Source organism: Vibrio sp. R78045, assembly GCF_042466085.1.
In the GTDB taxonomy this organism is placed as follows: domain Bacteria; phylum Pseudomonadota; class Gammaproteobacteria; order Enterobacterales; family Vibrionaceae; genus Vibrio; species Vibrio cyclitrophicus.
The window spans coordinates 1,346,052-1,370,204 of the sequence record NZ_JAXHBS010000018.1 but is presented as its reverse complement, the minus strand read 5'-3'; the positions used below and the strand labels follow the sequence as shown (position 1 = coordinate 1,370,204).

At 45.3% G+C, this 24,153-nt stretch carries 16 protein-coding genes; 8 read left to right on the top strand and 8 right to left on the bottom strand.

The features are described from left to right. Positions 1–11: 11 nt before the first annotated feature. From ftsZ to SJY39_RS27845, 8 genes are all read left to right on the top strand, one after another. Positions 12–1,241 (top strand): cell division protein FtsZ, encoded by a 1,230-nt coding sequence (ftsZ, locus tag SJY39_RS27880; RefSeq protein WP_010434749.1) that lies wholly within the window; start codon positions 12–14, stop codon positions 1,239–1,241. Between the two features lie 96 nt (positions 1,242–1,337). After that, positions 1,338–2,255: a UDP-3-O-acyl-N-acetylglucosamine deacetylase gene (lpxC, locus tag SJY39_RS27875; protein ID WP_010434751.1), complete on the top strand. Its 918-nt coding sequence runs from the start codon at positions 1,338–1,340 to the stop codon at positions 2,253–2,255. Positions 2,256–2,643: 388 nt separating this feature from the next. After that, positions 2,644–5,370, top strand: a complete 2,727-nt coding sequence (gene secA / locus SJY39_RS27870) for a preprotein translocase subunit SecA (RefSeq protein ID WP_016767751.1) — start codon at positions 2,644–2,646, stop codon at positions 5,368–5,370. 342 nt (positions 5,371–5,712) lie between these two features. After that, a complete protein-coding gene (gene mutT / locus SJY39_RS27865; protein WP_016783967.1) occupies positions 5,713–6,111 on the top strand; it encodes an 8-oxo-dGTP diphosphatase MutT in 399 nt (132 codons plus the stop codon). Between the two features lie 92 nt (positions 6,112–6,203). Beyond that, on the top strand, positions 6,204–7,028 hold the full coding sequence (gene dapB, locus SJY39_RS27860; protein WP_016783966.1) for a 4-hydroxy-tetrahydrodipicolinate reductase: 825 nt from the start codon (positions 6,204–6,206) through the stop codon (positions 7,026–7,028). 503 nt (positions 7,029–7,531) lie between these two features. Further along, entirely contained in the window at positions 7,532–8,686 is a 1,155-nt protein-coding gene (gene carA, locus SJY39_RS27855) for a glutamine-hydrolyzing carbamoyl-phosphate synthase small subunit (protein WP_016787587.1), read from the top strand. 16 nt (positions 8,687–8,702) lie between these two features. Then, positions 8,703–11,933, top strand: a complete 3,231-nt coding sequence (carB, locus tag SJY39_RS27850) for a carbamoyl-phosphate synthase large subunit (RefSeq protein WP_010434761.1) — start codon at positions 8,703–8,705, stop codon at positions 11,931–11,933. A gap of 195 nt (positions 11,934–12,128) precedes the next feature. Further along, positions 12,129–12,908, top strand: coding sequence for a TSUP family transporter (locus SJY39_RS27845; protein WP_010434762.1), 780 nt, complete (start codon positions 12,129–12,131; stop codon positions 12,906–12,908). Here SJY39_RS27845 and SJY39_RS27840 read toward each other — a convergent pair. From SJY39_RS27840 to gltB, 8 genes are all read right to left on the bottom strand, one after another. Further along, positions 12,859–13,704, bottom strand: coding sequence for a LysR family transcriptional regulator (locus SJY39_RS27840; protein ID WP_010434764.1), 846 nt, complete (start codon positions 13,702–13,704; stop codon positions 12,859–12,861). The genes SJY39_RS27845 and SJY39_RS27840 overlap by 50 nt on opposite strands. Positions 13,705–13,911: 207 nt before the next feature. Next, positions 13,912–14,529, bottom strand: a complete 618-nt coding sequence (locus SJY39_RS27835; protein ID WP_016767748.1) for a TRIC cation channel family protein — start codon at positions 14,527–14,529, stop codon at positions 13,912–13,914. 74 nt (positions 14,530–14,603) lie between these two features. Then, positions 14,604–15,473 carry a vitamin B12 ABC transporter substrate-binding protein BtuF gene (gene btuF, locus SJY39_RS27830; protein ID WP_372275592.1) on the bottom strand — a complete coding sequence of 290 codons (870 nt, stop codon included), beginning with the start codon at positions 15,471–15,473 and terminating at the stop codon, positions 14,604–14,606. A 1-nt stretch (position 15,474) separates the two neighbouring features. Further along, complete coding sequence (locus tag SJY39_RS27825; RefSeq protein WP_010434769.1) at positions 15,475–16,428, bottom strand: cobalamin biosynthesis family protein; 954 nt, start codon at positions 16,426–16,428, stop codon at positions 15,475–15,477. A 10-nt stretch (positions 16,429–16,438) separates the two neighbouring features. After that, a complete protein-coding gene (mtnN, locus tag SJY39_RS27820; RefSeq protein ID WP_010434770.1) occupies positions 16,439–17,134 on the bottom strand; it encodes a 5'-methylthioadenosine/S-adenosylhomocysteine nucleosidase in 696 nt (231 codons plus the stop codon). A 127-nt stretch (positions 17,135–17,261) separates the two neighbouring features. Beyond that, positions 17,262–17,690: a DUF1499 domain-containing protein gene (locus tag SJY39_RS27815; protein WP_016790334.1), complete on the bottom strand. Its 429-nt coding sequence runs from the start codon at positions 17,688–17,690 to the stop codon at positions 17,262–17,264. A 171-nt stretch (positions 17,691–17,861) separates the two neighbouring features. Then, the gene (locus tag SJY39_RS27810) at positions 17,862–19,274 is read right to left on the bottom strand and encodes an FAD-dependent oxidoreductase (RefSeq protein ID WP_016787584.1); all 1,413 of its coding nucleotides are present in this window, start codon (positions 19,272–19,274) and stop codon (positions 17,862–17,864) included. A gap of 16 nt (positions 19,275–19,290) precedes the next feature. Then, on the bottom strand, positions 19,291–23,754 hold the full coding sequence (gene gltB / locus SJY39_RS27805) for a glutamate synthase large subunit (protein ID WP_010434773.1): 4,464 nt from the start codon (positions 23,752–23,754) through the stop codon (positions 19,291–19,293). Positions 23,755–24,153 lie beyond the last annotated feature (399 nt).

The following is a 24,153-nucleotide window of genomic DNA, read 5'->3' as shown; positions in this document are numbered from 1 at the left end:
GGAGATAACACATGTTTGAACCGATGATGGAAATGTCTGACGATGCAGTAATTAAAGTCGTTGGAGTTGGTGGCGGTGGCGGTAACGCTGTTGAGCACATGGTACGTGAATCAATCGAAGGCGTAGAATTCATCAGTGTTAACACTGATGCCCAAGCACTTCGTAAAACAAGCGTGAGCAGCGTGATCCAAATTGGTGGTGATATCACTAAAGGTTTGGGCGCTGGTGCAAACCCACAAGTAGGCCGTGATGCAGCTCTCGAAGATCGAGAAAGAATTAAAGAAGTTCTAACTGGCGCCGATATGGTATTTATCGCAGCTGGTATGGGCGGTGGTACGGGTACAGGTGCTGCTCCAGTTATTGCTGAAGTTGCGAAAGAGCTAGGTGTGCTAACAGTTGCTGTTGTAACTAAGCCATTTAGCTTTGAAGGCAAAAAACGTTTAGCGTTTGCAGAGCAAGGTATTGAAGAGCTTTCTAAGCATGTGGATTCTTTAATTACGATTCCAAATGAAAAGCTACTTAAGGTACTTGGCCGTGGCGTAACACTGCTAGAAGCTTTCGCAAGTGCAAATGATGTGCTTAAAAATGCTGTACAAGGTATCGCAGAGCTAATTACTCGCCCTGGTATGATTAACGTCGATTTCGCGGATGTTCGCACTGTAATGTCTGAGATGGGTCATGCAATGATGGGTAGCGGTATCGCAAAAGGTGAAGACCGTGCTGAAGAAGCTGCTGAAACGGCAATTTCTAGCCCACTACTAGAAGACATCGACCTAGCTGGTGCGCGTGGCGTTCTTGTGAACATCACTGCAGGCCTGGACATGCGTCTAGATGAATTCGAAACTGTGGGTAATACAGTTAAGGCATTCGCTTCTGATAACGCAACTGTCGTGATTGGTACTTCTCTAGACCCTGACATGACGGATGAAATCCGTGTAACTGTTGTTGCAACAGGTATCGGAACAGAGAAAAAACCAGACATTACATTAGTTGCTGGTGGCAAGGCTAAAGTAGCGCCAACGCCTCAACCACAAGTTGCAGCTCAAACTGCACCAAAAGTGGAAGAGAAAATGGCACAGCCATTGCAAGAGAAAACTGAGGTTAAACCTCAAGTTAAGCCACAGCCAACAACGTCACCTGTTTCTTCAGGTACAGGCGCTAGCCAGAGTGCTGCACCTAAAGCTGAGAAAGAGAGTGGATACTTAGATATTCCAGCATTCTTACGACGTCAGGCTGATTAACAAATACCCAAAATTTGACTATCGTCGAATTAATGGTAAAATTCGCGGTCGGTAAATACTGACCGTGATTTGTAGCACTGATAACGAGGCAAGCAGATGATCAGACAACGTACTCTGAAAGAAATTGTGAAAACAACTGGTGTGGGTCTCCACTCTGGTCGTAAAGTCACACTTACTCTTCGCCCGGCAGCTGCAAATACAGGTATTGTTTATCGTCGTACTGATGTAAATCCACCTGTAGATTTCCCAGCTGATCCAGCATCAGTTCGTGACACTATGTTATGTACTGCTCTTGTTAACGACGAAGGCGTACGTATTTCTACAGTGGAACACCTTAACGCAGCTTTAGCGGGTATGGGTATCGACAACATTATTGTTGAGGTTGATGCACCAGAGATCCCAATTATGGATGGTAGCGCAAGCCCATTCGTATATTTGCTACAGCAAGCAGGTGTAGAAACACTGAATGCAGCGAAGCGTTTTATTCGAATCAAAAAGCCTATCCGTTTTGAAGATGGCGATAAGTGGGCAGAATTCGTCCCATTTAACGGCTTCCGCATGGACTTTGAGATCGACTTTAACCATCCCGCGATTGAATCTGATGAGCAACGTTTGTTGTTTGATTTCTCTTCACAAGGTTTTGTGAAAGAAATTTCTCGCGCTCGTACTTTCGGTTTCATGCGTGATATTGAGTATCTACAATCCCAAAATCTAGTACTTGGTGGTAGCTTTGATAATGCTATCGTACTTGACGAGTACCGAATTCTTAATGAAGAAGGTCTACGTTTTGACAATGAGTTCGTAACTCATAAAGTACTAGACGCGATTGGTGACCTTTACATGTGTGGACACGCTATTATTGGTGAGTTCCGTGCATACAAATCAGGTCATGGCCTAAATAACCAACTACTACGTGCAGTACTTGCTGACGCAGAAGCTTGGGAATGGGCAACATTCGAAGAAGAAGTAGGCTCTCCAGTTGCGTTTGCTGAACCAGGTATGGTTTTAGCGTAATTGTTGCTTACAACAATATAAGATTTCGAAAACCAGGTCATTGACCTGGTTTTTTTGTATCTATTTTCCAGATACAGTGTCGTCAACATCCGAAAGTTGTCTACCAATAGACTGCAGTCTGGCTAATCCGTCAGCAATTAGAAAGAAAAGTTCCAAGCACATCAAACAAATGGGGTTATAAATGGTCGTTAGTGTGAAAATTACTTACACTAGAGAGCATTAATTTTAACTCAAGCCTTGAAAACTCTACTCTCAAGTACAATATCAAAGATACTAGATTTATCTCAGTATCCTTGGTTAGTAACTGAAGACTAGTTCATAGCTAGTAGAGACTGACGGCATTTAAAATAGATCGCGGACGATCTGAGAACGAAGAGATTCCAAGCACATGATTACTAAGCTGCTGACAAAGGTAATTGGCAGTCGCAATGACAGAACACTGCGCCGCCTTAGAAAAATTGTAAAAGAAATTAATAACTACGAACCAACGTTAGAAGCACTTTCTGATGAAGAGTTAAAAGCTAAAACGGTTGAGTTTCGTGAGCGCTTAGATAAAGGCGAATCGCTAGATCAACTTTTACCTGAAGCATTTGCTACAGTACGTGAAGCGTCTAAACGTGTTTACGGCATGCGTCACTTTGACGTGCAGTTGATTGGTGGCATGGTTCTAAATGCTGGCCAAATCGCAGAGATGCGTACTGGTGAAGGTAAAACTCTTACCGCAACTCTACCAGCTTATCTTAACGCCCTACCAAGCAAAGGTGTTCACGTTGTAACGGTGAACGATTACCTAGCGAAGCGTGATGCGGAAACAAACCGACCACTATTTGAATTCCTTGGCATGACAGTTGGCGTGAACGTGCCAAATATGGCTCCGCCAGAGAAGAAAGAAGCGTACCAAGCCGATATCCTATACGGAACAAACAACGAGTTTGGTTTTGATTACCTGCGTGACAACATGGCTTTCCGTGCTGAAGATAGAGTTCAGCGTGAACGTTTCTTCGCTGTAGTCGATGAAGTTGACTCAATCTTAATCGATGAAGCTCGTACTCCGTTAATTATCTCTGGTCCTGCTGAAGATAGCTCAGATCTTTATACGCGCATTAATACGCTGATCCCTTCTCTAGAGCGTCAAGATAAAGAAGATTCAGAAGAGTACCGTGGTGAAGGTCACTACACCATGGACGAAAAATCTAAACAGGTTCACCTGACTGAAAACGGTCAAGAATTTGTTGAAGAGTTAATGGTTAAAAATGGATTGATGGAAGAGGGCGATACACTTTACTCTCCAACCAATATCAGCTTACTTCACCACGTAAATGCGGCTCTTCGTGCGCACGTATTGTTTGAGAAAAACGTAGACTACATCGTTACTGAAGAAGGCGAAGTGGTTATTGTTGATGAACATACTGGTCGTACTATGCCTGGTCGTCGTTGGTCTGAAGGTTTACACCAAGCTGTTGAAGCGAAAGAAGGTGTAAAGATTCAAAACGAAAACCAAACGTTAGCATCGATTACCTTCCAGAACTTCTTCCGTTTGTACGAGAAACTGTCTGGTATGACAGGTACAGCCGATACAGAAGCTTTCGAATTCCAGTCTATCTACGGCCTAGAAACGGTGGTTATCCCAACCAACAAGCCTATGGTTCGTAACGATATGCCAGATGTGGTTTATCGTACCGAAGAAGACAAATTCAATGCGATCATTGAAGACATTAAAGATCGTGTTGCGGCTGGTCAGCCATCACTGGTTGGTACGGTTTCTATCGAAAAATCAGAACTACTGTCTAACGCACTGAAAAAAGCAAAAATTAAGCATAACGTTCTCAATGCTAAGTTTCACGAAATGGAAGCCGAGATCGTTGCACAAGCGGGTACGCCAAGCGCGGTAACTATCGCAACTAACATGGCTGGTCGTGGTACCGATATCGTATTGGGTGGTAGCTGGCAGGCTCAGGTAGAGAAGCTAGAAAACCCAACTCAAGAGCAGATCGATAAGATCAAAGCTGACTGGAGAGTTATCCACGATAAAGTACTTGAGTCCGGTGGTCTGCACATCATTGGTACTGAGCGCCATGAATCTCGCCGTATCGATAACCAGCTACGTGGTCGTTCTGGTCGTCAAGGTGATGCGGGTTCTTCTCGTTTCTACCTATCAATGGAAGACTCTCTGCTACGTATCTTTACGTCTGATCGTATGGCTGGCCTTATTCAAAGTGGTATGGACGAAGGCGAAGCGATTGAATCTAAGATGCTGTCTCGCTCAATTGAAAAAGCACAACGTAAAGTGGAAGGTCGTAACTTCGATATCCGTAAGCAGCTTCTTGAGTACGATGATGTAGCTAATGACCAACGTAAAGTGGTTTATGAGCTTCGTGACGAACTGATGAGTTCTGACGACATCAGCGAAATGATCGAACACAACCGTGAAGACGTGTTTACTTCGGTTATCGATGAGTACATTGCACCTCAATCTCTTGAAGACATGTGGGATATCGCTGGTCTACAAGATCGCCTGAAAAACGACTTCGATCTAGACTTTGATATTCAAGGTTGGTTGGACGAAGACGACAAGCTTTATGAAGAAGCATTGCGTGAGCGTATTATTGGTATGGCGGTTGACTCGTACAAACAAAAAGAAGAAGTGGTTGGTGCTCAAGTACTGCGTAACTTCGAAAAGTCTGTGATGCTACAAACGCTAGACGGTCTTTGGAAAGAGCACTTGGCTGCGATGGATCACCTTCGTCAAGGTATACACTTACGTGGTTATGCTCAGAAGAACCCGAAACAAGAGTACAAGCGCGAGTCGTTTGAACTGTTTGAAGGCCTGTTAGATGTACTGAAAACAGACGTTGTTACCATTCTTTCTAAGGTTCGCGTTCAGCAACAAGAAGAAGTTGAAAAGATGGAAGCTCAACGTCAAGCTCAAGCTGAAGAAGCGGCGCGTCGTGCTCAAACACAACATGCAGTGGCTGAAAATCAGTTAGCTGACGATGAAGCTGAAGCGGTATCTCCACAAACGGTAGTACGTGATGAGCGTAAAGTGGGTCGTAACGAACCATGCCCATGTGGAAGTGGCAAAAAATACAAACAGTGTCACGGTAAAATTGACTAATGCTTTGCTGTAATGGCTGATAACTTCATCGGCGATGCTCATTTACACTTGTAAACTCTGCGTCGCCTCCTCGTTCTCAACCAATACAGCTTTGCCTAAATATAGTTCTGATTAAAGAGTCGCTTAGGCGGCTCTTTTTGTATGTAAATTTCGTGGCTTATCTTTTGATGAAAGGGTAAGTCGTCATTCCCTCTAGCGAGGAACGAGCCTAGTAGGGAATCTCGTTTAATAGTTAGACTCACGCTCTTGTATTAGATCCTCAACTCAGTTGTTTGTCCTTCTTGAGGATGACGTATTGAGGGGGATGAGTGAGCAAAGCGTTTTATTAAGGAACACCATCATATGAAAAGAATCCATATTGTTGCGGGCATTATCTTCAACCAAGATAAATCACAGGTCTTTATTACTAAACGCCCAGACGATAAACACAAAGGTGGCTTTTGGGAGTTCCCTGGCGGCAAGGTTGAAGTAGGGGAAACCATTGAACAAGCAATGGCTCGTGAGTTAGATGAAGAAATTGGCATCAAGGTAACTGAACAGTCTCTCTTTGAGCATCTTGAATTTGATTACAGTGATAAATCGCTTAAGTTTGATTTCATCCTTGTGACAGCCTTTGAGCAACAGCCTTATGGTAAAGAGGGTCAACAAGGTGAATGGGTAAACCTAGAATCTTTGAATCAATACCCCTTCCCAGAGGCAAATGTGCCAATTTTAGAGCGAGTAATAAAAGAGTTTTCGTAATTGCTAGCCTGAGTTTGAGATTGTTGTTAGTTTAAAGGGATTAATCGATTGAACGTTGCCGCACGAGATAAGTGGCAACGGTAACCAAAACAATGGAGATATTCGCAGTGGTAAGAATTGCAATTGCAGGAGCAGCGGGCCGTATGGGTCGTAACTTGGTGAAAGCCGCTCATCATAATTCAGAAGCAAGTGTTGGTGCTGGTTCAGAGCGTCCAGAGTCATCTTTAGTGGGCGTTGATGTCGGCGAGTTATGTGGTGAAGGTCGTTTTGATGTCGCTTTAGTGGATGACTTGTCTAAAGCTATCGAAGAGTTTGATGTGATCGTCGATTTTACCGCACCTGTTAGCACATTAGCGAATATTGAACTTTGTAAACGTCATGGTAAAAAGCTGATCATCGGCACAACGGGTTTCTCTGAAGAAGAAAAGCAGGCTATCGATGCGGCGTCAAAAGAGATGCCAATTGTCATGGCACCTAACTACAGCGTTGGTGTAAACCTGGTATTTAAGCTGCTAGAAAAGGCCGCTAAAGTGATGGGCGATTACTGTGATGTTGAAATCGTTGAAGCTCACCATCGCCACAAGGTAGATGCACCTTCAGGCACGGCTATTGGTATGGGTGAAGCGATTGCTGGTGCGATGGGTAATGAGCTTAACGATGTAGCCGTATGGTCACGTGAAGGTATTACTGGTGAGCGAACTAAGGATGAGATCGGTTTTGCGACGATTCGTGCCGGCGACATTATTGGTGAGCACACCGCTATGTTTGCTGATATCGGTGAGCGAGTGGAAATTACCCATAAAGCGACTGACCGAATGACTTTTGCCAATGGTGCAATCAAGGCGGCAGTTTGGCTAAATGATAAACCAGCAGGCTTTTATACCATGACTGACGTCCTTGGTTTGAATGACCTATAAATAGATATTTATGCGCTGGCAATTGCCAGCGCTTTCTTTATTTGATACGTTTTCCTTCGTAATATCCCTTTTACAAACCTCTCTCTAGTTTCTTCTTATTGTCGATTTTCTCTTATTTAACTGCGATTTTTAATGCTTATAGTGTGCTTTTTGTTTTAGATCTTTAAATTTCGACCTTTTCTCTTTGTATTTATCGATTGCGTTTTGTTGCTGATATTTTTATCACTCTATGGTTGGCTAAAATGAGGGATGAAAATTAGAAAATCGTAATATTCGGACAAAATGAGCATGAAAGTTAAACTTTTGAAGCTTTGATGGTGTAAATTGAATTAGTCCTTACAAATGTTTAATTTCTTTTGCGTTAAATGTTGACACGTATCACGCAGATCACTAAAATATCGCCAATTTGTCTAATTTCCATAAACACGCAGTTTCTGGTGTTACAGGAAGGTAGATTTGCAAATTAAATCAATTTTAATGCATTTTTATTTCTGGAGGTTGTCTTGAAGAAGTCAGCACTACTCGTCCTAGAAGATGGGACAGTATTTCACGGTGAAGCCATTGGCGCTGTAGGTTCCGCAGTTGGTGAAGTCGTTTTTAATACCTCGATGACGGGGTACCAAGAAATCCTCACTGATCCTTCCTATTCTCAACAAATCGTTACCCTTACTTACCCTCACATTGGCAATACCGGAACCAATTCCGAAGACGAAGAATCTTCTTCAATCCACGCTCAAGGCCTTGTGATTCGCGATCTCCCTCTAATCGCTTCTAACTTCCGTAATGAACAATCCCTTTCTGATTACCTTAAGTCGCAAAACGTTATTGGTATCGCTGATATCGATACTCGTAAGCTGACGCGTATTCTTCGTGAAAAAGGTGCTCAAAACGGTTGTATCGTAGCTGGCTCTTCAGTAAACGATGGAAACCTTGATGAGGCTCTAGCTCTGGCTAAAGCAAAAGAATTCCCTGGCCTGAAAGGTATGGACCTTGCGAAAGAAGTTACAACAAAAGAAGCGTATCAATGGAAACAAGGTTCGTGGACGCTTACGGGTGGACTTCCTGAAGCGAAAGCAGACTCTGAATTGCCATACCACGTTGTTGCTTATGACTTCGGCGCAAAACGAAACATCTTACGAATGCTTGTTGACCGCGGCTGCCGCCTAACGGTTGTTCCTGCTGAAACTTCAGCAGAAGAAGTACTCGCTCTGAACCCAGACGGTGTTTTCCTTTCAAATGGCCCTGGTGACCCAGAACCATGTACTTACGCAATTGAAGCGACAAAAGTGTTCCTAGAAAAAGGCTTACCAATCTTCGGTATCTGTCTAGGTCACCAGATTCTTGCTCTTGCGTCAGGCGCTAAGACAGTGAAGATGAAGTTTGGTCACCACGGTGCAAACCACCCGGTTAAAGATTTAGATCGTGATGTTGTGATGATTACTTCGCAAAACCACGGCTTTGCTGCTGACGAAGAAACCCTTCCAGAGACACTGCGTGCAACGCACAAATCATTATTTGATGGTTCTCTACAAGGTATTCACCGTACAGACAAACCAGCATTCAGCTTCCAAGGTCACCCGGAAGCAAGCCCAGGTCCAGAAGACGCAGCGCCGTTATTCGACCACTTTATTGAACTAATCAAACAGCACACAGCGTAATTCGGAGTAGTAGACAATGCCAAAACGTACTGACATTAAAAGTATTCTTATTCTAGGTGCTGGCCCGATCGTTATCGGCCAAGCATGTGAGTTCGATTACTCTGGTGCTCAAGCTTGTAAAGCGCTTCGCGAAGAAGGTTACCGAGTTATTCTTGTAAACTCGAACCCAGCGACAATCATGACTGATCCAGATATGGCCGATGCAACTTACATCGAACCTATTCAATGGGAAGTTGTGCGTAACATCATCGCTAAAGAGAAGCCCGATGCAGTTCTACCTACTATGGGTGGCCAAACTGCATTGAACTGTGCTCTAGACCTAGAAAAGCACGGCGTTCTTGAAGAGTTCGGTGTTGAAATGATTGGTGCAACGGCTGACGCTATCGATAAAGCAGAAGACCGTTCACGCTTCGATAAAGCAATGAAAGCAATTGGTCTTGAATGTCCAACTGCTGATACAGCGAAAACCATGGAAGAAGCTTACAAAGTTTTAGACATGGTTGGCTTCCCTTGTATCATTCGTCCATCGTTCACGATGGGTGGTACTGGTGGCGGTATCGCTTACAACAAAGAAGAATTTGAAGAAATCTGTCGTCGTGGTTTGGACTTATCTCCAACTAACGAACTTCTTATCGATGAATCACTTATCGGTTGGAAAGAGTACGAGATGGAAGTGGTTCGTGACAAAAACGACAACTGTATCATCGTATGTGCGATTGAAAACTTTGACCCAATGGGTATTCACACCGGTGACTCAATCACAGTGGCGCCAGCTCAAACGCTGACAGACAAAGAATACCAACTAATGCGTAACGCTTCTCTAGCGGTACTGCGTGAGATTGGTGTTGAAACAGGTGGTTCAAACGTACAGTTTGGTATCAACCCGAAAGATGGCCGTATGGTTATCATCGAGATGAACCCACGTGTATCTCGCTCTTCTGCACTAGCTTCTAAAGCGACAGGTTTCCCAATCGCTAAGATTGCAGCGAAACTGGCTGTTGGCTTTACGCTAGATGAGCTAATGAATGACATCACTGGTGGCGCAACGCCAGCGTCATTCGAACCAACAATCGACTACGTAGTTACTAAGATTCCTCGTTTTAACTTCGAGAAATTTGCAGGTGCTAACGACCGTCTAACAACGCAAATGAAGTCGGTTGGTGAAGTTATGGCTATCGGCCGTAACCAACAAGAATCTCTACAGAAAGCACTTCGCGGCCTAGAAGTTGGCGCGACTGGTTTTGACGAAATGGTAGACCTAGACGCACCTGATGCGCTAACGACTATCCGTCATGAACTAAAAGAAGCTGGCGCAGAACGTATTTGGTACATCGCTGACGCATTCCGTGCTGGTATGTCGGTAGATGGTGTATTCAACCTAACGCAAATCGACCGTTGGTTCCTAGTTCAAATCGAAGACATCGTTAAGCTAGAGCAAGAACTTAAAGCGAAAGGCTTTGCTGGTCTAAACAAAGACGAGTTAAACAAGCTTAAGCGTAAAGGTTTTGCTGATGCACGCTTATCTAAGATTCTAGGTGTAGCGGAAAGCGAAATCCGTCGCATGCGTGACCAATACGATATACACCCTGTTTACAAGCGTGTAGATACGTGTGCTGCTGAGTTCTCTTCAGATACGGCGTACATGTACTCATCTTACGATGAAGAGTGTGAAGCGAATCCAACAGACAAAGACAAGATCATGATCTTGGGTGGCGGTCCAAACCGTATCGGTCAAGGTATCGAGTTTGATTACTGTTGTGTACACGCCTCACTAGCACTACGCGAAGATGGCTACGAAACTATCATGGTTAACTGTAACCCTGAGACAGTTTCTACAGACTACGATACGTCTGACCGCCTGTACTTCGAACCAGTAACTCTGGAAGATGTACTGGCGATCGCTCGTGTTGAGAAGCCAAAAGGCGTTATCGTTCAGTACGGTGGTCAAACGCCACTTAAACTGGCTCGTGCTCTTGAAGCTGCTGGCGTACCAATTATTGGTACTAGTCCAGACGCAATCGACCGTGCAGAAGACCGTGAGCGTTTCCAAGTTGCTGTAGACCGCCTAGGCCTGCTTCAACCACAAAATGCAACCGTAACAACAATGGAGCAAGCGGTTGAGAAATCTCGCGAAATCGGCTTCCCACTTGTTGTACGTCCTTCTTACGTACTTGGTGGTCGTGCGATGGAAATCGTATACGACGAGCAAGACCTGCGTCGCTACTTCAACGAAGCAGTCAGCGTATCAAACGAATCTCCAGTATTACTTGATAGCTTCTTAGATGACGCTATTGAGGTAGACGTAGATGCGATTTGTGATGGTGAGCGTGTTGTTATCGGCGGTATCATGGAGCATATCGAACAAGCGGGTGTTCACTCTGGTGACTCAGCATGTTCTCTTCCTGCATACACGCTAAGCCAAGAAATCCAAGACGTAATGCGCGAGCAAGTTGAAAAGCTAGCGTTTGAGTTGGGTGTTCGTGGTCTGATGAATACGCAGTTTGCTGTTAAAGATAACGAAGTATACCTAATCGAGGTTAACCCTCGTGCAGCACGTACTGTTCCATTCGTGTCTAAAGCTACAGGCGCACCGATTGCTAAGATTGCAGCGCGTGTAATGGCTGGTCAATCACTAGAGTCTCAAGGCTTTACGAAAGAAATCATCCCACCTTACTACTCAGTGAAAGAAGTTGTACTTCCATTCAACAAATTTCCTGGTGTTGACCCACTGTTAGGCCCAGAAATGCGCTCTACTGGTGAAGTTATGGGTGTTGGTGCGACATTCGCAGAAGCATACTCTAAAGCTGAGTTGGGTTGTGGCAATATCTACCCAGAAGGCGGCCGTGCACTTCTTTCTGTTCGTGAAGGCGACAAAGAGCGTGTTGTTGACCTAGCTTCTAAGCTATCTAAGCTTGGTTACCAGTTAGACGCAACTCACGGTACTGCAGTTATTCTTGGAGAAGCGGGTATTAACCCACGTCTAGTAAACAAGGTACACGAAGGTCGTCCTCACATTCTTGACCGTATCAAGAATAACGAGTACACGTACATCGTGAACACTGCTGCTGGCCGTCAAGCGATTGAAGATTCTAAAGTTCTTCGTCGCGGCGCATTGGCTGAGAAGGTTAACTACACGACTACGCTAAACGCTGCATTTGCGACTTGTATGGCGCACACTGCAGACGCGAAGACGTCAGTAACTTCAGTTCAAGAGCTACACGCTCAGGTTAAAGCTTCTCTAGCGTAATAGCCTAAAGCGTAACGCTGTTAAACAGATATAAATACTCAAAGCCTACTCTTCGGAGTGGGCTTTTTTATGTCTGTTATTCTGTAGTGGTTAAATGATGAATATTTGGAATAGGTTAAAATCTTGTGTTTCGTTATTGCTCACCTACAGTGAGTGGTAACTTGTCGTTACACAGGACTTTAAGGCGTTGGGTATATGGAAATCACTCTTGAAATATTGGCTATCTTGTTTGTTGTTGCAACGGCGGCAGGCTTCATCGATGCAATGGCTGGTGGTGGTGGCTTACTGACTCTACCTGCATTGCTAGCGGCCGGAGTGCCACCAACTCAAGCATTGGCAACCAATAAACTCCAAAGCTCATTTGGTAGCTTTTCCGCCAGTTGGTATTTCGTGCGCAACGGTATTGTCAGTATCAAAGAGATGCGCCTTGCTATCTTTTGTACCTTTATCGGCTCTGCTATTGGCGCCGAGTTAGTTCAGCACATTGATGCGAGCCTACTGACCAGTGTGATACCGCTGCTGCTTATCGCTATCTCTCTCTATTTCCTGTTGGCACCGCAAACTAGAGCGTCTGAAGGAAAACAGAAGATCTCTGAGGCGATGTTTGCTCTGTGTGTAGGTGGTGGAGTTGGTTTCTATGATGGTTTCTTTGGCCCAGGAACAGGTTCTATCTTCACAGTCTGCTTTGTTGCGATTGGTCACTTCTCGTTAGTCGATGCTACGGCGCGCACCAAGGTACTTAATTTCACCTCTAATATTGCCGCATTGATCTTCTTTATTTTGGCTGGCTTGCCTATTTGGGAGTTAGGATTAGTGATGGCGGTTGGCGGTTTTATGGGCGCTCAGCTTGGCGCTAAAGTGGTGGTGACAAAAGGGCAGAAATGGATTCGACCCCTTGTGATCGTTATGTCGATGCTAATGGCGTCTAAACTGCTTTGGGAACAGCATCAACAATGGATTCTATCAGTGTTCTAACTCGTGGAGACTGATAGCTATTTGGTCTTACACAGATATGAATCGGTCGAATTAAGCCTGCTAATTCGGTGAAGCTATACAGGTATTGAGGCTCAATATTGAGTGTTTTTACGATAGAGAGCGGGATTAACGCTGGCCCAGTCCCGCCCAATGCAAGTTGAGCCGCTGCGGTGTAGGCATCCATCTCCATCAAGGGCTTGATACCAAACTTCTCTAAGACAGAAAGTTGATAAGAGTTCGCGGGGTTGGTCATATCGTTGGTAATCACCAATGGAGGAAGCTCCGTTAGCGGTGACTTACTCACTATGTAAAACGGCTCATCAAACAGATGGAAGGTCATCAACCCATGATGCGGTGGTAATAAGCCTGCGCATAAGCCCAAGGTCGCTTTGCCCGATTGCACTCTTTCTATGATTCGAGGTGTGTGGTTAGTGGTAATGGTGATGTATTTATCTTGCTGGATAAATTGGCCCATCATCTCACCTAGATAGCCCGCTATCAGAGATTTAGAGCTGTCTAAGGTGATAAGAGTCGTATCTTCCAACTCTTGCTGTTCATAAATAAGACCACGTAACTCATTGAATGTTGGGCCTATACTCTCGATCAATGCAATCGCATCTGGCGTCAGTTTTATCTGTCGGCCACTCGGTTCTATGAGTTTCTTGCTTAACTTCTTCTCTAAATTAGCAATCCGTTTGCTGACCGCTGATTGGCTGATATAAAGCAAACTGCCTGTGCGGCTCATGGTCTTTGCTTTACTCAATACCAGTAGAGTTTCGATTCCTTCGAGTAGCATTGGGTTATATTCATGAAAGTTGGGAATGATTAAACCAAATTACCTCAAACACTCTTCATTCTCTAGATTTGAAGCGAAAGGTTTGAACTCAGTTAGGTATTTTAAATTGGGAACGTAAAGTGTCACGAAAGATCATAATAATGGATTGGAGAGTGAGCAGGATTAAAAAAGGCTCCGTTGCGGAGCCTTTCAATTTGTAACGATGGCCTATTTGATAGCAAAGGTTGGCAATGATAAATGCCAACGAATGGCACCAAGCCTAATCAATAGTGTTGAGAACACGCCAGCTAAAAATGCAGTTTCTGAGTCGTGTCCCATGCTGATCGCCATTGTATGGAAAGCGCCGCCAATGATGCAAGCGGTCGCGTAGACTTCACTTCTTAGAATCATTGGTACTTCACGGGCAAGTACGTCACGGATAATACCGCCACCGCAGCCGGTGATGACACCCATGATGATGGCCACTAGCGCTGAATCTTGATAGGTAAGCGCTTTTTCTACACCAATACCAACAAACACCGCGAGGCCGATCGCATCACACACCGGCAATATCCACCAAGCCAGACGTTTTGGGCGCCTTACAATAATCATAGTCAGCAAACAGGTGGTGATGATGACCCAAAGGTAGGTGGTATCGGTGATCCAAAATACGGGAGTCGCGCCCAGAGCCATGTCTCGAATTGTACCGCCACCAATTGCAGTAACACTGCCTAGAACGGCTACGCCAAAGGGATCCATCTTAAGACGGCCAGCGACAAATACACCTGAGACGGCAAAGATGGCAGTGCCAAATAAATCGATAATATAAAGCAGCATGGAGTCCATGATACTGGTGCTCTTATAGTTAAAATTGTAGGGATAGGTCGGTGGCGAATTGTACGAAAAAACGCAGCAAATAGTTAGTGATTTTGCCTAGCTCTATCGAAGAAATCGCACACTTGTTGGATCGCTTTCAAAGTTCTCGTTGTCGGGCGATTAATCCAGTCAGAATTGAGGGACCAAATCTGATTTTGAGCGACAGCTGGGATCTCATCTTCCCATGTTTGCCATATGGTTCCATTCTCAATCGCGTGCTGAGAAGTGAAGATCACTTGCGGTTTTCTTAAGACAACTTGTTCAATTCCAACTTGCGGATAAGGGGATGCGCTGTCTTCAAAAATATTGCGGCCACCACAAAACTCAAACACCTCACTTGGCCAGTGCCCTTGAGCAACTGTGATGATCGGTTTCTCACTGAGTTGGTAGAAGTAGTTTACTGGCTCGGCATCTTTGTATTTTATTCTCAACGCCTTGAGCTGCTCTTTGTATTGCTGAGCGTTATTTTCGCCAATGCTTGGATCGCTAGCGTATTGGCTGAGTTGTTCAATATTGGTGGCGATACTGTTTAGGCTTTTGGTCTTGGAGTAGTAAAGATTAAAACCAAATTGCTCTAGTTTCGCCAGTTCTCTGGGCGGGTTTCCGGCTGGCCACGCAAGAATCAAATCAGGCTGAAGTGCAATGATCTTCTCAACCTTGATGCCTTGGTAATTCGCCACTTTCTCTCGCTTGTCAGCTTGTGGTGGGTAATCACTTCGCTCACTAACCGCGACAAGCTTATCACCTAAACCAGCGCTGTAGGCGAGCTCAGTGGCGTGAGGAGCAAGGCTTACTACGCGTTGAGCTGGCTGTACTTTTTCTGGAGTCAGCGATGTTTCTTCTGCAAATGATAAAGGCAGCCATAAGCTGGAAGATAAAAGAGTAAGTCTTGTAACAAGTGCTAAAGGTTTCACTCTAAATCCCTTGGTGAACAAATAGTAAGATTAGGCTTTGTAAAAATATCCAGATAGCGATACGGCCAAATAGTAGCTTCTGAACCTGCGACAAATGCAGGGCTGATGGGGCGATTCTGCCACCTAATTTGGCTCGAATGGCTTTGGTGTTGTCGTAAATCGCTGGGCCACCCAATGACAGCTCAAGCTTGTTGCCAACGGCCGTGATTAACCATGCAGGGCCGGGCAGTGGCCAAGAGCGACTTTGGACTAGCATCATTTTAAATGTGTGCGTGGCTTTATCACCACATACGATCATCAAAGCAAATAAACGCATCGGTATAAATTCGAGAATAGCGACGATCTTGATTGCCGTTGATCCAAATGGAGAAAATTGCTTGCGACTTGGCGACCAAGCTCGAGCTAACTCGACTACTAGACGATACATTAACGCGGCGATGCCACCACCAATGGCGTACCAGAACAACACACAAACCACGTTACGAGCGTAACCCATGATGATGGTTTCTACGGCGGCTTTACCTAGGCCAAGTGATGACAGTGATTCAGTTTGACGATTAACAATCGGCGCCAATAACTGGCGAGCCGTGGCTTTATCTTCTCGACCAAGTGCTTTGATCAGTTGGTTTGTTAGCTTTTCATTGTTGCGCCAATCAATCGCCAGTAATAACAGTGCTAATTCAAACAGTTGAGATTGCCAAACCAATGGTTGCAGTGCTAATAGAATTACTAGACTCGGCAGTACCATCAACCCCCAAGCTAATGTGCCCGAGATTAAGCTTTGGGAATAGTTTTGGTTGTTATTAACCTTGCTTGCTAAAAGCTCAGCAAACTTATGCCATAAGGTTGTGGGATGTGCGGCATGGGGGATAGGTAAAATCAAATGAAAAAGCAGTGCTCCCCACATTACAAGGAGCACGCCATTTGCAAATACCTGATCAAACAGTGTTTGCATGTCTAGTCGCTTAGTTTAGTAGGGCAACCATCTTGATAACCATTTCTGAAGAGCTTTGTGCTGCTAGTGGCAGAAACTCTTCGAAGCTCATTGGTGATTCTTTGTCTGCAACGTCAGAGATTGCACGAACAACCACGAATGGTACTTGGAATTGGTGACAAGCTTGAGCGATAGCCGATGCTTCCATCTCTACAGCAACGACAGATGGGAAGTGCTTGCGAATGAACGCTTGACGTTCTGCTGTGCAAACAAATGCGTCGCCAGTACAGATAAGACCGCGAACGGCGTGCTTATCTTCCATTTGTGCTAGTGCTTGTTCAGCGACAGCCATCAGCTTGTCGTCAGCTTTAAATGCTGCAGGTTGACCTGCCATTTGGCCGATTTCGTAACCGAAAGCTGTAACGTCTGCATCGTGGTGACGAACTTCAGTTGAGATCACGACATCACCAAGGTTCAGTGTTGAATCAAAACCGCCAGCAGAGCCCGTGTTTAGAACAACATCTGGTTGGTATTCGCTTAATAGGATTGAAGTCCCAACAGCCGCTGCTACTTTACCAATGCCTGATTGAAGTAAAACAACGTCAACACCATTTAGCTGACCAGAGAAAAAGGTACAACCGCCTTTATTAACTTCAGTAATGTCTGAAATTGCTGCTTTTAGGATCGCAACTTCTTGCTCCATTGCGCCAATGATGCCGATTTTCATGTGTAGTCTCTTAATAAATAATATTTAAACAGTAGAGCGAAATTGTAGCATGGATAAGAAGTGTCGAGCGACTGCCCAGAGGCACTTCTCATCCGAATAGCAGTGATTTATCTGCGGATTCTTTTATCTATTTGATTAGGCCTTCGCTTTTTAAGCTAGCACGAAGTTGTTCTGCACGTTTTCTGTTTACGCCAAAATCAGAATGGCCAGTGCGAGATTCTGAACGCACGATCAGTTTGTCATCAGTGATCTTAAGTTCTAAGTCATCGACAAAGCGCATGATGCGAGAAGTACATTCAATACGCAGATAATCTTCTGTTTTACTCGCGGTTTTCGATCCAGGTAAAGTTAGTGCAACCTGCTCAATCGCATCTAAGTTTGCTGAGTCAGATAACTCAAACGTGTCCAATGCATGCTGCTCACGGCCATCTTGAGTTGATACGCAGTTTGGTTTGTCTCCACAAGGTGATGAAGTTCTGTCTTTCATGTTCGTGATTCCTTGGCTGCATGCGGTTAAAGTTAAAAGAGATAGAGAAAGGAGAGCGGCTTTTTTCATGGTGTTTCCTATGGCTTGTTTTTAATTCTAATTGTAGTTATCGGCATTGGTTTATTTGTAATTGTTTTACGTATTTTCGTGATGCTTGTGATAAACGTATCTAATTTAAAAAAGGATCCATAATTGGATCCCTTTTTTATAGTAACGAACTGAGTAATAAAGGAAACCTAGTCACACTTCTAGGTAATCCAATATTCCTTCCGCGGCTTTACGGCCTTCATCGATAGCAGTCACCACTAAATCAGATCCTCGAACTGCATCACCACCTGCAAAGATCTTACTGTTGGTGGTTTGGTATTGAAACTCTTGCTGTCCGGGAGCCTTGATGCGACCCCATTGGTCGAGCTCTACACCAAATGGTTCTAGCCATTCCATTGCATGAGGTTGGAAACCAAATGCCATGATCACAGCATCGGCTTCTAGAACATGTTCACTGCCTTCAACGGGTTCCGGACGACGTCGGCCTGCTTCATCTGGTTCACCTAGCGCCGTTTTCACCACTTTGACGCCAGTAACATGACCTGATGAATCGGTTTCCAATGCTAATGGCTGAAGGTTGAACATGAACTTCACGCCTTCTTCTTTTGCATTCTTCACCTCACGGCGAGAGCCTGGCATATTGGCCTCATCACGACGATAAGCACAGACGACGTTAGCAGCATGCTGACGAATAGACGTTCGAACACAGTCCATCGCAGTATCACCACCACCAAGCACGACCACTTTTTTGCCTTTCATGTCGATGAATGGCGTTGGATTATCCAGCTCCATGACCTTGTAGGTATTGGAAACAAGAAAGGGGAGAGCATCATAAACGCCCGGTGCTTCTTCGTTGTCTAACCCAGCTCGCATGTTTTTATAGGTACCGACCCCTAAGAAAACGGCATCATAATCATCGACAAGTTGTTGTAGTTGAACGTCTTTACCGACTTCGGTATTCATCTTAAATTCGACACCCATACCACTAAAGATACGGCGACGGTTTTCCATGATGCCTTTCTCGAGTTTGAACGATGGGATACCAAACGTTAGTAGGCCACCGATCTCCGGGTAGCGGTCAAATACCACGGCCTTCACACCGTTTCGAACTAAGATATCAGCTGCAGCAAGACCTGCGGGGCCAGCGCCAATGATCGCGACCTTTTTGTCGGTCCATTCAACGTGAGACATGTCTGGTTTCCAGCCCATCTCAAACGCTTTGTCATTGATGTATTTTTCAATGTTGCCGATGGTTACTGCGCCGAAATCGTCGTTGAGGGTACAAGAGCCTTCACATAGACGATCTTGAGGACAAACTCGGCCGCAAACCTCAGGCAAGCTGTTGGTTTGGTGAGACAGTTCAGCCGCTTCGATAATACGCCCTTCATTGGCAAGCTTGAGCCATTGAGGGATATAGTTATGGACTGGACACTTCCATTCACAGTAGGGGTTACCGCAGTCTAGACAGCGGTCAGCTTGCGCTTTGGCTTGTTGCTTAGTGAAAGGTTCGTAGATCTCTACAAACTCAATCTTACGTATCTTGATTGGCTTCTTCGCTGGGTCTACGCGATTCACATCAATAAATTGGTATACATTCTGGCTCATTATTGGCTCCTTCCAATTATTGCGCTTGAACACGAAGTTCAGCAGAGCTACGACTTTGGTGGCCGAGCAAGGTGTTAAGATCCGCCGTCTTTGGCTTCACTAAGTAGAACTTCGGAATCCATTCATCAAAGTTCGCCAGAATAGCTTCAGCGTGTACTGAGCCCGTTTCTTCTAAGTGTTCTGCAATTAAGCCGCGCAGATGTTCTTGGTGGATAAATAGGTCAGACAGAGAAAGTGCCTCGACCGACTCGTTGTTCACTCGGCCTTGGAAGTCTTCATTCTTATCCATCACATAAGCAAAACCACCTGTCATACCCGCGCCGAAGTTCACGCCCGTTGCACCAAGAATGGCAACAATACCACCAGTCATGTATTCACAGGCGTTGTCACCCGCACCTTCAATCACAGCAACCGTGCCTGAGTTACGTACACCAAATCGTTCGCCAGCAGTACCAGCAGCAAACAGCTTGCCTCCGGTTGCGCCATACAGACAAGTGTTGCCGATAATGGTCGCTTCGTTACAGGTAAATGCGGTGCCTTGGTGAGGCTTGATAACCACTTTTCCGCCAGCCATGCCTTTGCCAACATAGTCATTGGCATCGCCTGTTAGGTAAAGCTCAACACCACCTGCGTTCCAAACTGCAAAAGATTGGCCTGCGGTGCCGTCGAGGTACAACTTGATTGGTGAACCTGCCATGCCTTGGTTGCCGTATCGCTTAGCAATTTCGCCAGAGATACGAGCGCCAATCGAACGATCGGTGTTGATCACGTTGTAGTAAAGGCTGGTGGATTGACGTTTCTCAATTGCATCGATTACGTCATCAAGGATCTGTTGGTTGAGCTGAGCCTTATCAAACGGTGCGTTTGGTTCTGTCCAAAACAGTGGATGACCTTCAGTAGATACCGGAGCTTCCAATATCGATGAAAGATCCAACTTACTCTGCTTCGCCGTGAGACCTTGAACGGCTTCAAGCAAATCAGTACGGCCAATCAGGTCAGTAAGTTTTTCTACGCCAAGCTCTGCAAGGTATTGGCGAACCTCATCGGCTAGGCCGGTAAAGTAGTTCACCACCATGTCTGGTAGGCCTTTGAAGTATTCACGACGTAGGGTTTCATCTTGAGTCGCCACACCTGTCGCACAGTTATTTAGGTGACAAATTCTTAAGAACTTACAACCCATTGCTACCATTGGTGCAGTACCAAAACCAAAGCTCTCTGCACCTAAAATCGCACCCTTGATAACATCGAGGCCGGTTTTTAAACCACCATCGACTTGCAGGCGAATTTTATGACGAAGCCCGTTGGCGACGAGTGCTTGTTGAGTTTCAGCTAAGCCAAGCTCCCAAGGACAACCTGCGTATTTCACTGAGGTCAGTGGGCTTGCTGCGGTACCGCCGTCGTAACCTGAAATGGTGATCAGGTCGGCATAAGCTTTCGCCACACCTGTAGCAATGGTGCCGACACCCGGCTCAGATACTAACTTCACTGAAACCAAGGCTTTAGGATTAACTTGCTTAAGGTCGAAAATCAGCTGAGCCAGATCTTCGATAGAGTAGATATCGTGATGCGGAGGAGGGGAGATCAGAGTCACGCCTTGAACTGAGTATCTCAGCTTGGCTATTTCTGCGGTGACTTTATGACCCGGCAGCTGACCGCCTTCTCCTGGCTTCGCACCTTGCGCGACCTTGATTTGTAGAACATCCGCATTGGTTAAGTAATGTGGCGTCACACCAAAACGACCTGAAGCTATCTGTTTGATGCGCGAGTTACGATCAGTCCCAAAGCGTCGTGGATCTTCACCGCCTTCACCAGAGTTAGAATAACCACCTAATCGGTTCATCGCCATGGCCAGCGCTTCATGAGCTTCGGGGCTCAAGGCACCAATCGACATCGCGGCAGAATCGAAGCGTTTAAAGAGATCGCTACTTGGCTCGACTTGCTCTAGCGGCAGAGGTTGTTCGGCTTTTTTGAGGCTCATTAAGTCGCGCAGCATAGCAGCAGGACGAGCATTAACTTGCTTCGCAAAAGATTGATAATCCGATGTTTCACCTGTCTTTACAGCGGTTTGCAAGGTACTGACTACGTCTGGGTTGTAGGCGTGGTATTCGCCGCCATGTACGTATTTGAGTAAGCCACCATGTTCCAGTGGTTTACGTTTTGTCCATGCTTTACGAGATAGGTTATAGATGTCTTGTTGGAAGTCGCTAAAGCTAGCGCCTTGGATGCGAGTCGTTACGCCACGGAAACACAGATCAACAACATCGGTATGTAAACCTACTGCCTCAAATAACTGCGAGCAGCGATACGAAGCAATCGTTGAGATACCCATCTTCGACATGATCTTATACAGACCTTTGTTGATGCCGTTTTGGTAATTTTGCAATGCAGTGCGATAGTCTTTATCTAATGAACCATCGTCCAACATTTTGCCCAGAGCTTCATAAGCGAGATATGGGTAAACTGCGGTAGCACCGAAGCCAAGCAGTACGGCAAATTGGTGCGGGTCACGTGCGGTTGCTGTTTCAACCACGATGTTAGCATCACAACGTAGGTTGTTGTCTGCAAGTCTGGTTTGTACGGCACCGACAGCCATGGCGGCAGGAACTGGCAGCCTACCTTTTTCTAAACCTTTGTCTGAAAGTACAATCAAAACTGCACCATCACGCACTTCTTCCACTGCACGATCACACAAGTCGTTGATGGCTTGTTCGAGATCTTTATCTGCCGGATCATAGTGCATGCTAAGAATAGCGTGACCATAATGCTTTTGACTTAACTGCAGAAGCTGCTGCATATCAGAGTAAAGCAGCACCGGTGAATCAAACGTCACACGATAAGCGTGGCCATCGGTTTCACAGAATACATTCATCTCTTGGCCGATACTGGTCGCCAAAGACATCACGTGTTTTTCACGCAGAGGGTCAATCGGTGGGTTGGTTACTTGGGCAAACTTCTGACGGAAATAATCCGTAATAAGACGTTCTTTAGAAGACAGAACGGCCATTGGCGTATCATCGCCCATCGAGCCGACCGCTTCCTGTCCCATATCACCGAGTACGCGAAGTACTTGGTCTGATTCTTCGTTACTCATCGCAAATTGTTTTTGATAAGTTTTTAGTGTGTCATCGTCAAAGCTACGCTTACCGACTTGATCATCTGACAATTCGGAAAACGGTGTTAATTTGTGAACGTTCTTTTCCATCCACTCTTTATAAGGGTGTCGACCTTTCAGATCATTGTCGATCTCATTAGATTGCCATAGCTTGCCGCGACGAGTGTCAATAACAAGCAGTTCACCAGGCCCAACGCGACCTTTCTCTGCTACTTCATCTGGCGCGTAGTTCCAAATACCCACTTCTGATGCCAAAGTGATCAGGTTGTCTTTGGTAATGACATAGCGTGCTGGACGTAAGCCGTTTCTATCAAGGTTACATGCTGCATAACGACCATCTGAAAGTACGATACCAGCTGGGCCATCCCACGGTTCCATATGTTTGGAGTTGAAGTCGTAAAAGGCACGTAACTCAGGATCCATATCTGGGTGGTTTTGCCAAGCGGGCGGCACAAGCATACGCATCGCTCTGAACACATCCATACCACCAGCAAGGAACAGGTCGAGCATGTTATCTAAGCTTGATGAGTCTGAGCCTGTCTCATTTACAAAAGGTGCGGCTGTTTGTAAATCAGGCAACAGTGGTGAGGAGAATTTGTAAGCACGAGCCTTAGCCCATTGACGGTTGCCTTCGATGGTATTGATCTCACCATTGTGCGCCAAATAGCGGAATGGCTGAGCCAATGGCCAACGTGGCTGAGTATTGGTTGAGAAGCGCTGGTGGAACAGACATATCGCCGATTCCATACGTAAGTCAGCGAGATCGAGGTAAAATCGCGGTAGATCGGCAGGCATGCACAAGCCTTTGTAAACCATAACTTGGGTCGACAGGCTACAAATATAGAAATCTTTGTCTTCGGTGATCTGCTTTTCAATTCTACGGCGAGCGATATAAAGGCGTCGTTCAATATCGCGTTCACGCCAGCCAGCAGGGGCTGAGATAAAGACTTGCTGAATATTAGGAACGGAATCTTTGGCGATTGGACCTAATACATCGGTGTTGGTCGGCACAACACGCCAACCCGCGATGGTTAAGGTCTCGTGAGCGAGCTCTTTATTGACGATGTCTTGCGCGGATTGTGCTTTGATTGGGTCTTGGCTGAAGAAAACCATGCCGACAGCGTATTGCTTGCCGAGCTTGAAGTTATTCTCTTCTGCAATAATTCTGAGGTAGGAGTCTGGTTTCTGTAGTAATAAGCCACAACCATCTCCGGTTTTGCCATCCGCGGCGATACCACCACGGTGTGTCATGCGATCGAGGGCTGAAATAGCAGTTCGTACCAACTTATGACTAGGTTGGCCTTCCATTTGCGCTATTAAACCAAATCCACAGTTGTCTTTTTCAAGACTAGGATCATATAGAGCCATTGCAATTCTCCCTTTTGCTTCTCTGTCATCCAGACAGTAAATGACTAACTATTCATATACTTGTTGTTTTTTATAAACTTGTTCTTATATAAACTGATAGTTTGTTTTTAGCTAGTTAAAACGTTATTAGCTGTGTTAACAAAACCTATTGGTTTTATTTTCATCAGCTTTACAACGTATAGCTAATTGTGTTTAAGGTCAAGTTCATGGTTAATTATCATGCGTAAACGCGATTAGCCACGTAATAACCTGAAATAATAGAACTATATCAAAGAGATATGAAAGCCAGTTGTTAACGGGATTTAACAGCTATCGTAGATGTATTGAAAGTGACAGGCAGAAAAAAGGCTAGCATCGAGTGCTAGCCAAATACAAAAGTTAGGAAGGGTGTTGCTTTTT

Excerpts from the sequence above, each read along its gene's own strand:
- gltB (WP_010434773.1), bottom strand. The coding sequence starts at position 23,754 with ATGGCTCTATATGATCCTAGTCTTGAAAAAGACAACTGTGGATTTGGT.
- mutT (WP_016783967.1), top strand. The coding sequence starts at position 5,713 with ATGAAAAGAATCCATATTGTTGCGGGCATTATCTTCAACCAAGATAAA.
- ftsZ (WP_010434749.1), top strand. The coding sequence starts at position 12 with ATGTTTGAACCGATGATGGAAATGTCTGACGATGCAGTAATTAAAGTC.
- mtnN (WP_010434770.1), bottom strand. The coding sequence starts at position 17,134 with ATGAAAATCGGCATCATTGGCGCAATGGAGCAAGAAGTTGCGATCCTA.
- dapB (WP_016783966.1), top strand. The coding sequence starts at position 6,204 with ATGGAGATATTCGCAGTGGTAAGAATTGCAATTGCAGGAGCAGCGGGC.
- carB (WP_010434761.1), top strand. The coding sequence starts at position 8,703 with ATGCCAAAACGTACTGACATTAAAAGTATTCTTATTCTAGGTGCTGGC.
- SJY39_RS27840 (WP_010434764.1), bottom strand. The coding sequence starts at position 13,704 with ATGCTACTCGAAGGAATCGAAACTCTACTGGTATTGAGTAAAGCAAAG.
- lpxC (WP_010434751.1), top strand. The coding sequence starts at position 1,338 with ATGATCAGACAACGTACTCTGAAAGAAATTGTGAAAACAACTGGTGTG.
- SJY39_RS27845 (WP_010434762.1), top strand. The coding sequence starts at position 12,129 with ATGGAAATCACTCTTGAAATATTGGCTATCTTGTTTGTTGTTGCAACG.
- SJY39_RS27825 (WP_010434769.1), bottom strand. The coding sequence starts at position 16,428 with ATGCAAACACTGTTTGATCAGGTATTTGCAAATGGCGTGCTCCTTGTA.
- secA (WP_016767751.1), top strand. The coding sequence starts at position 2,644 with ATGATTACTAAGCTGCTGACAAAGGTAATTGGCAGTCGCAATGACAGA.
- SJY39_RS27810 (WP_016787584.1), bottom strand. The coding sequence starts at position 19,274 with ATGAGCCAGAATGTATACCAATTTATTGATGTGAATCGCGTAGACCCA.
- SJY39_RS27815 (WP_016790334.1), bottom strand. The coding sequence starts at position 17,690 with ATGAAAAAAGCCGCTCTCCTTTCTCTATCTCTTTTAACTTTAACCGCA.
- SJY39_RS27835 (WP_016767748.1), bottom strand. The coding sequence starts at position 14,529 with ATGGACTCCATGCTGCTTTATATTATCGATTTATTTGGCACTGCCATC.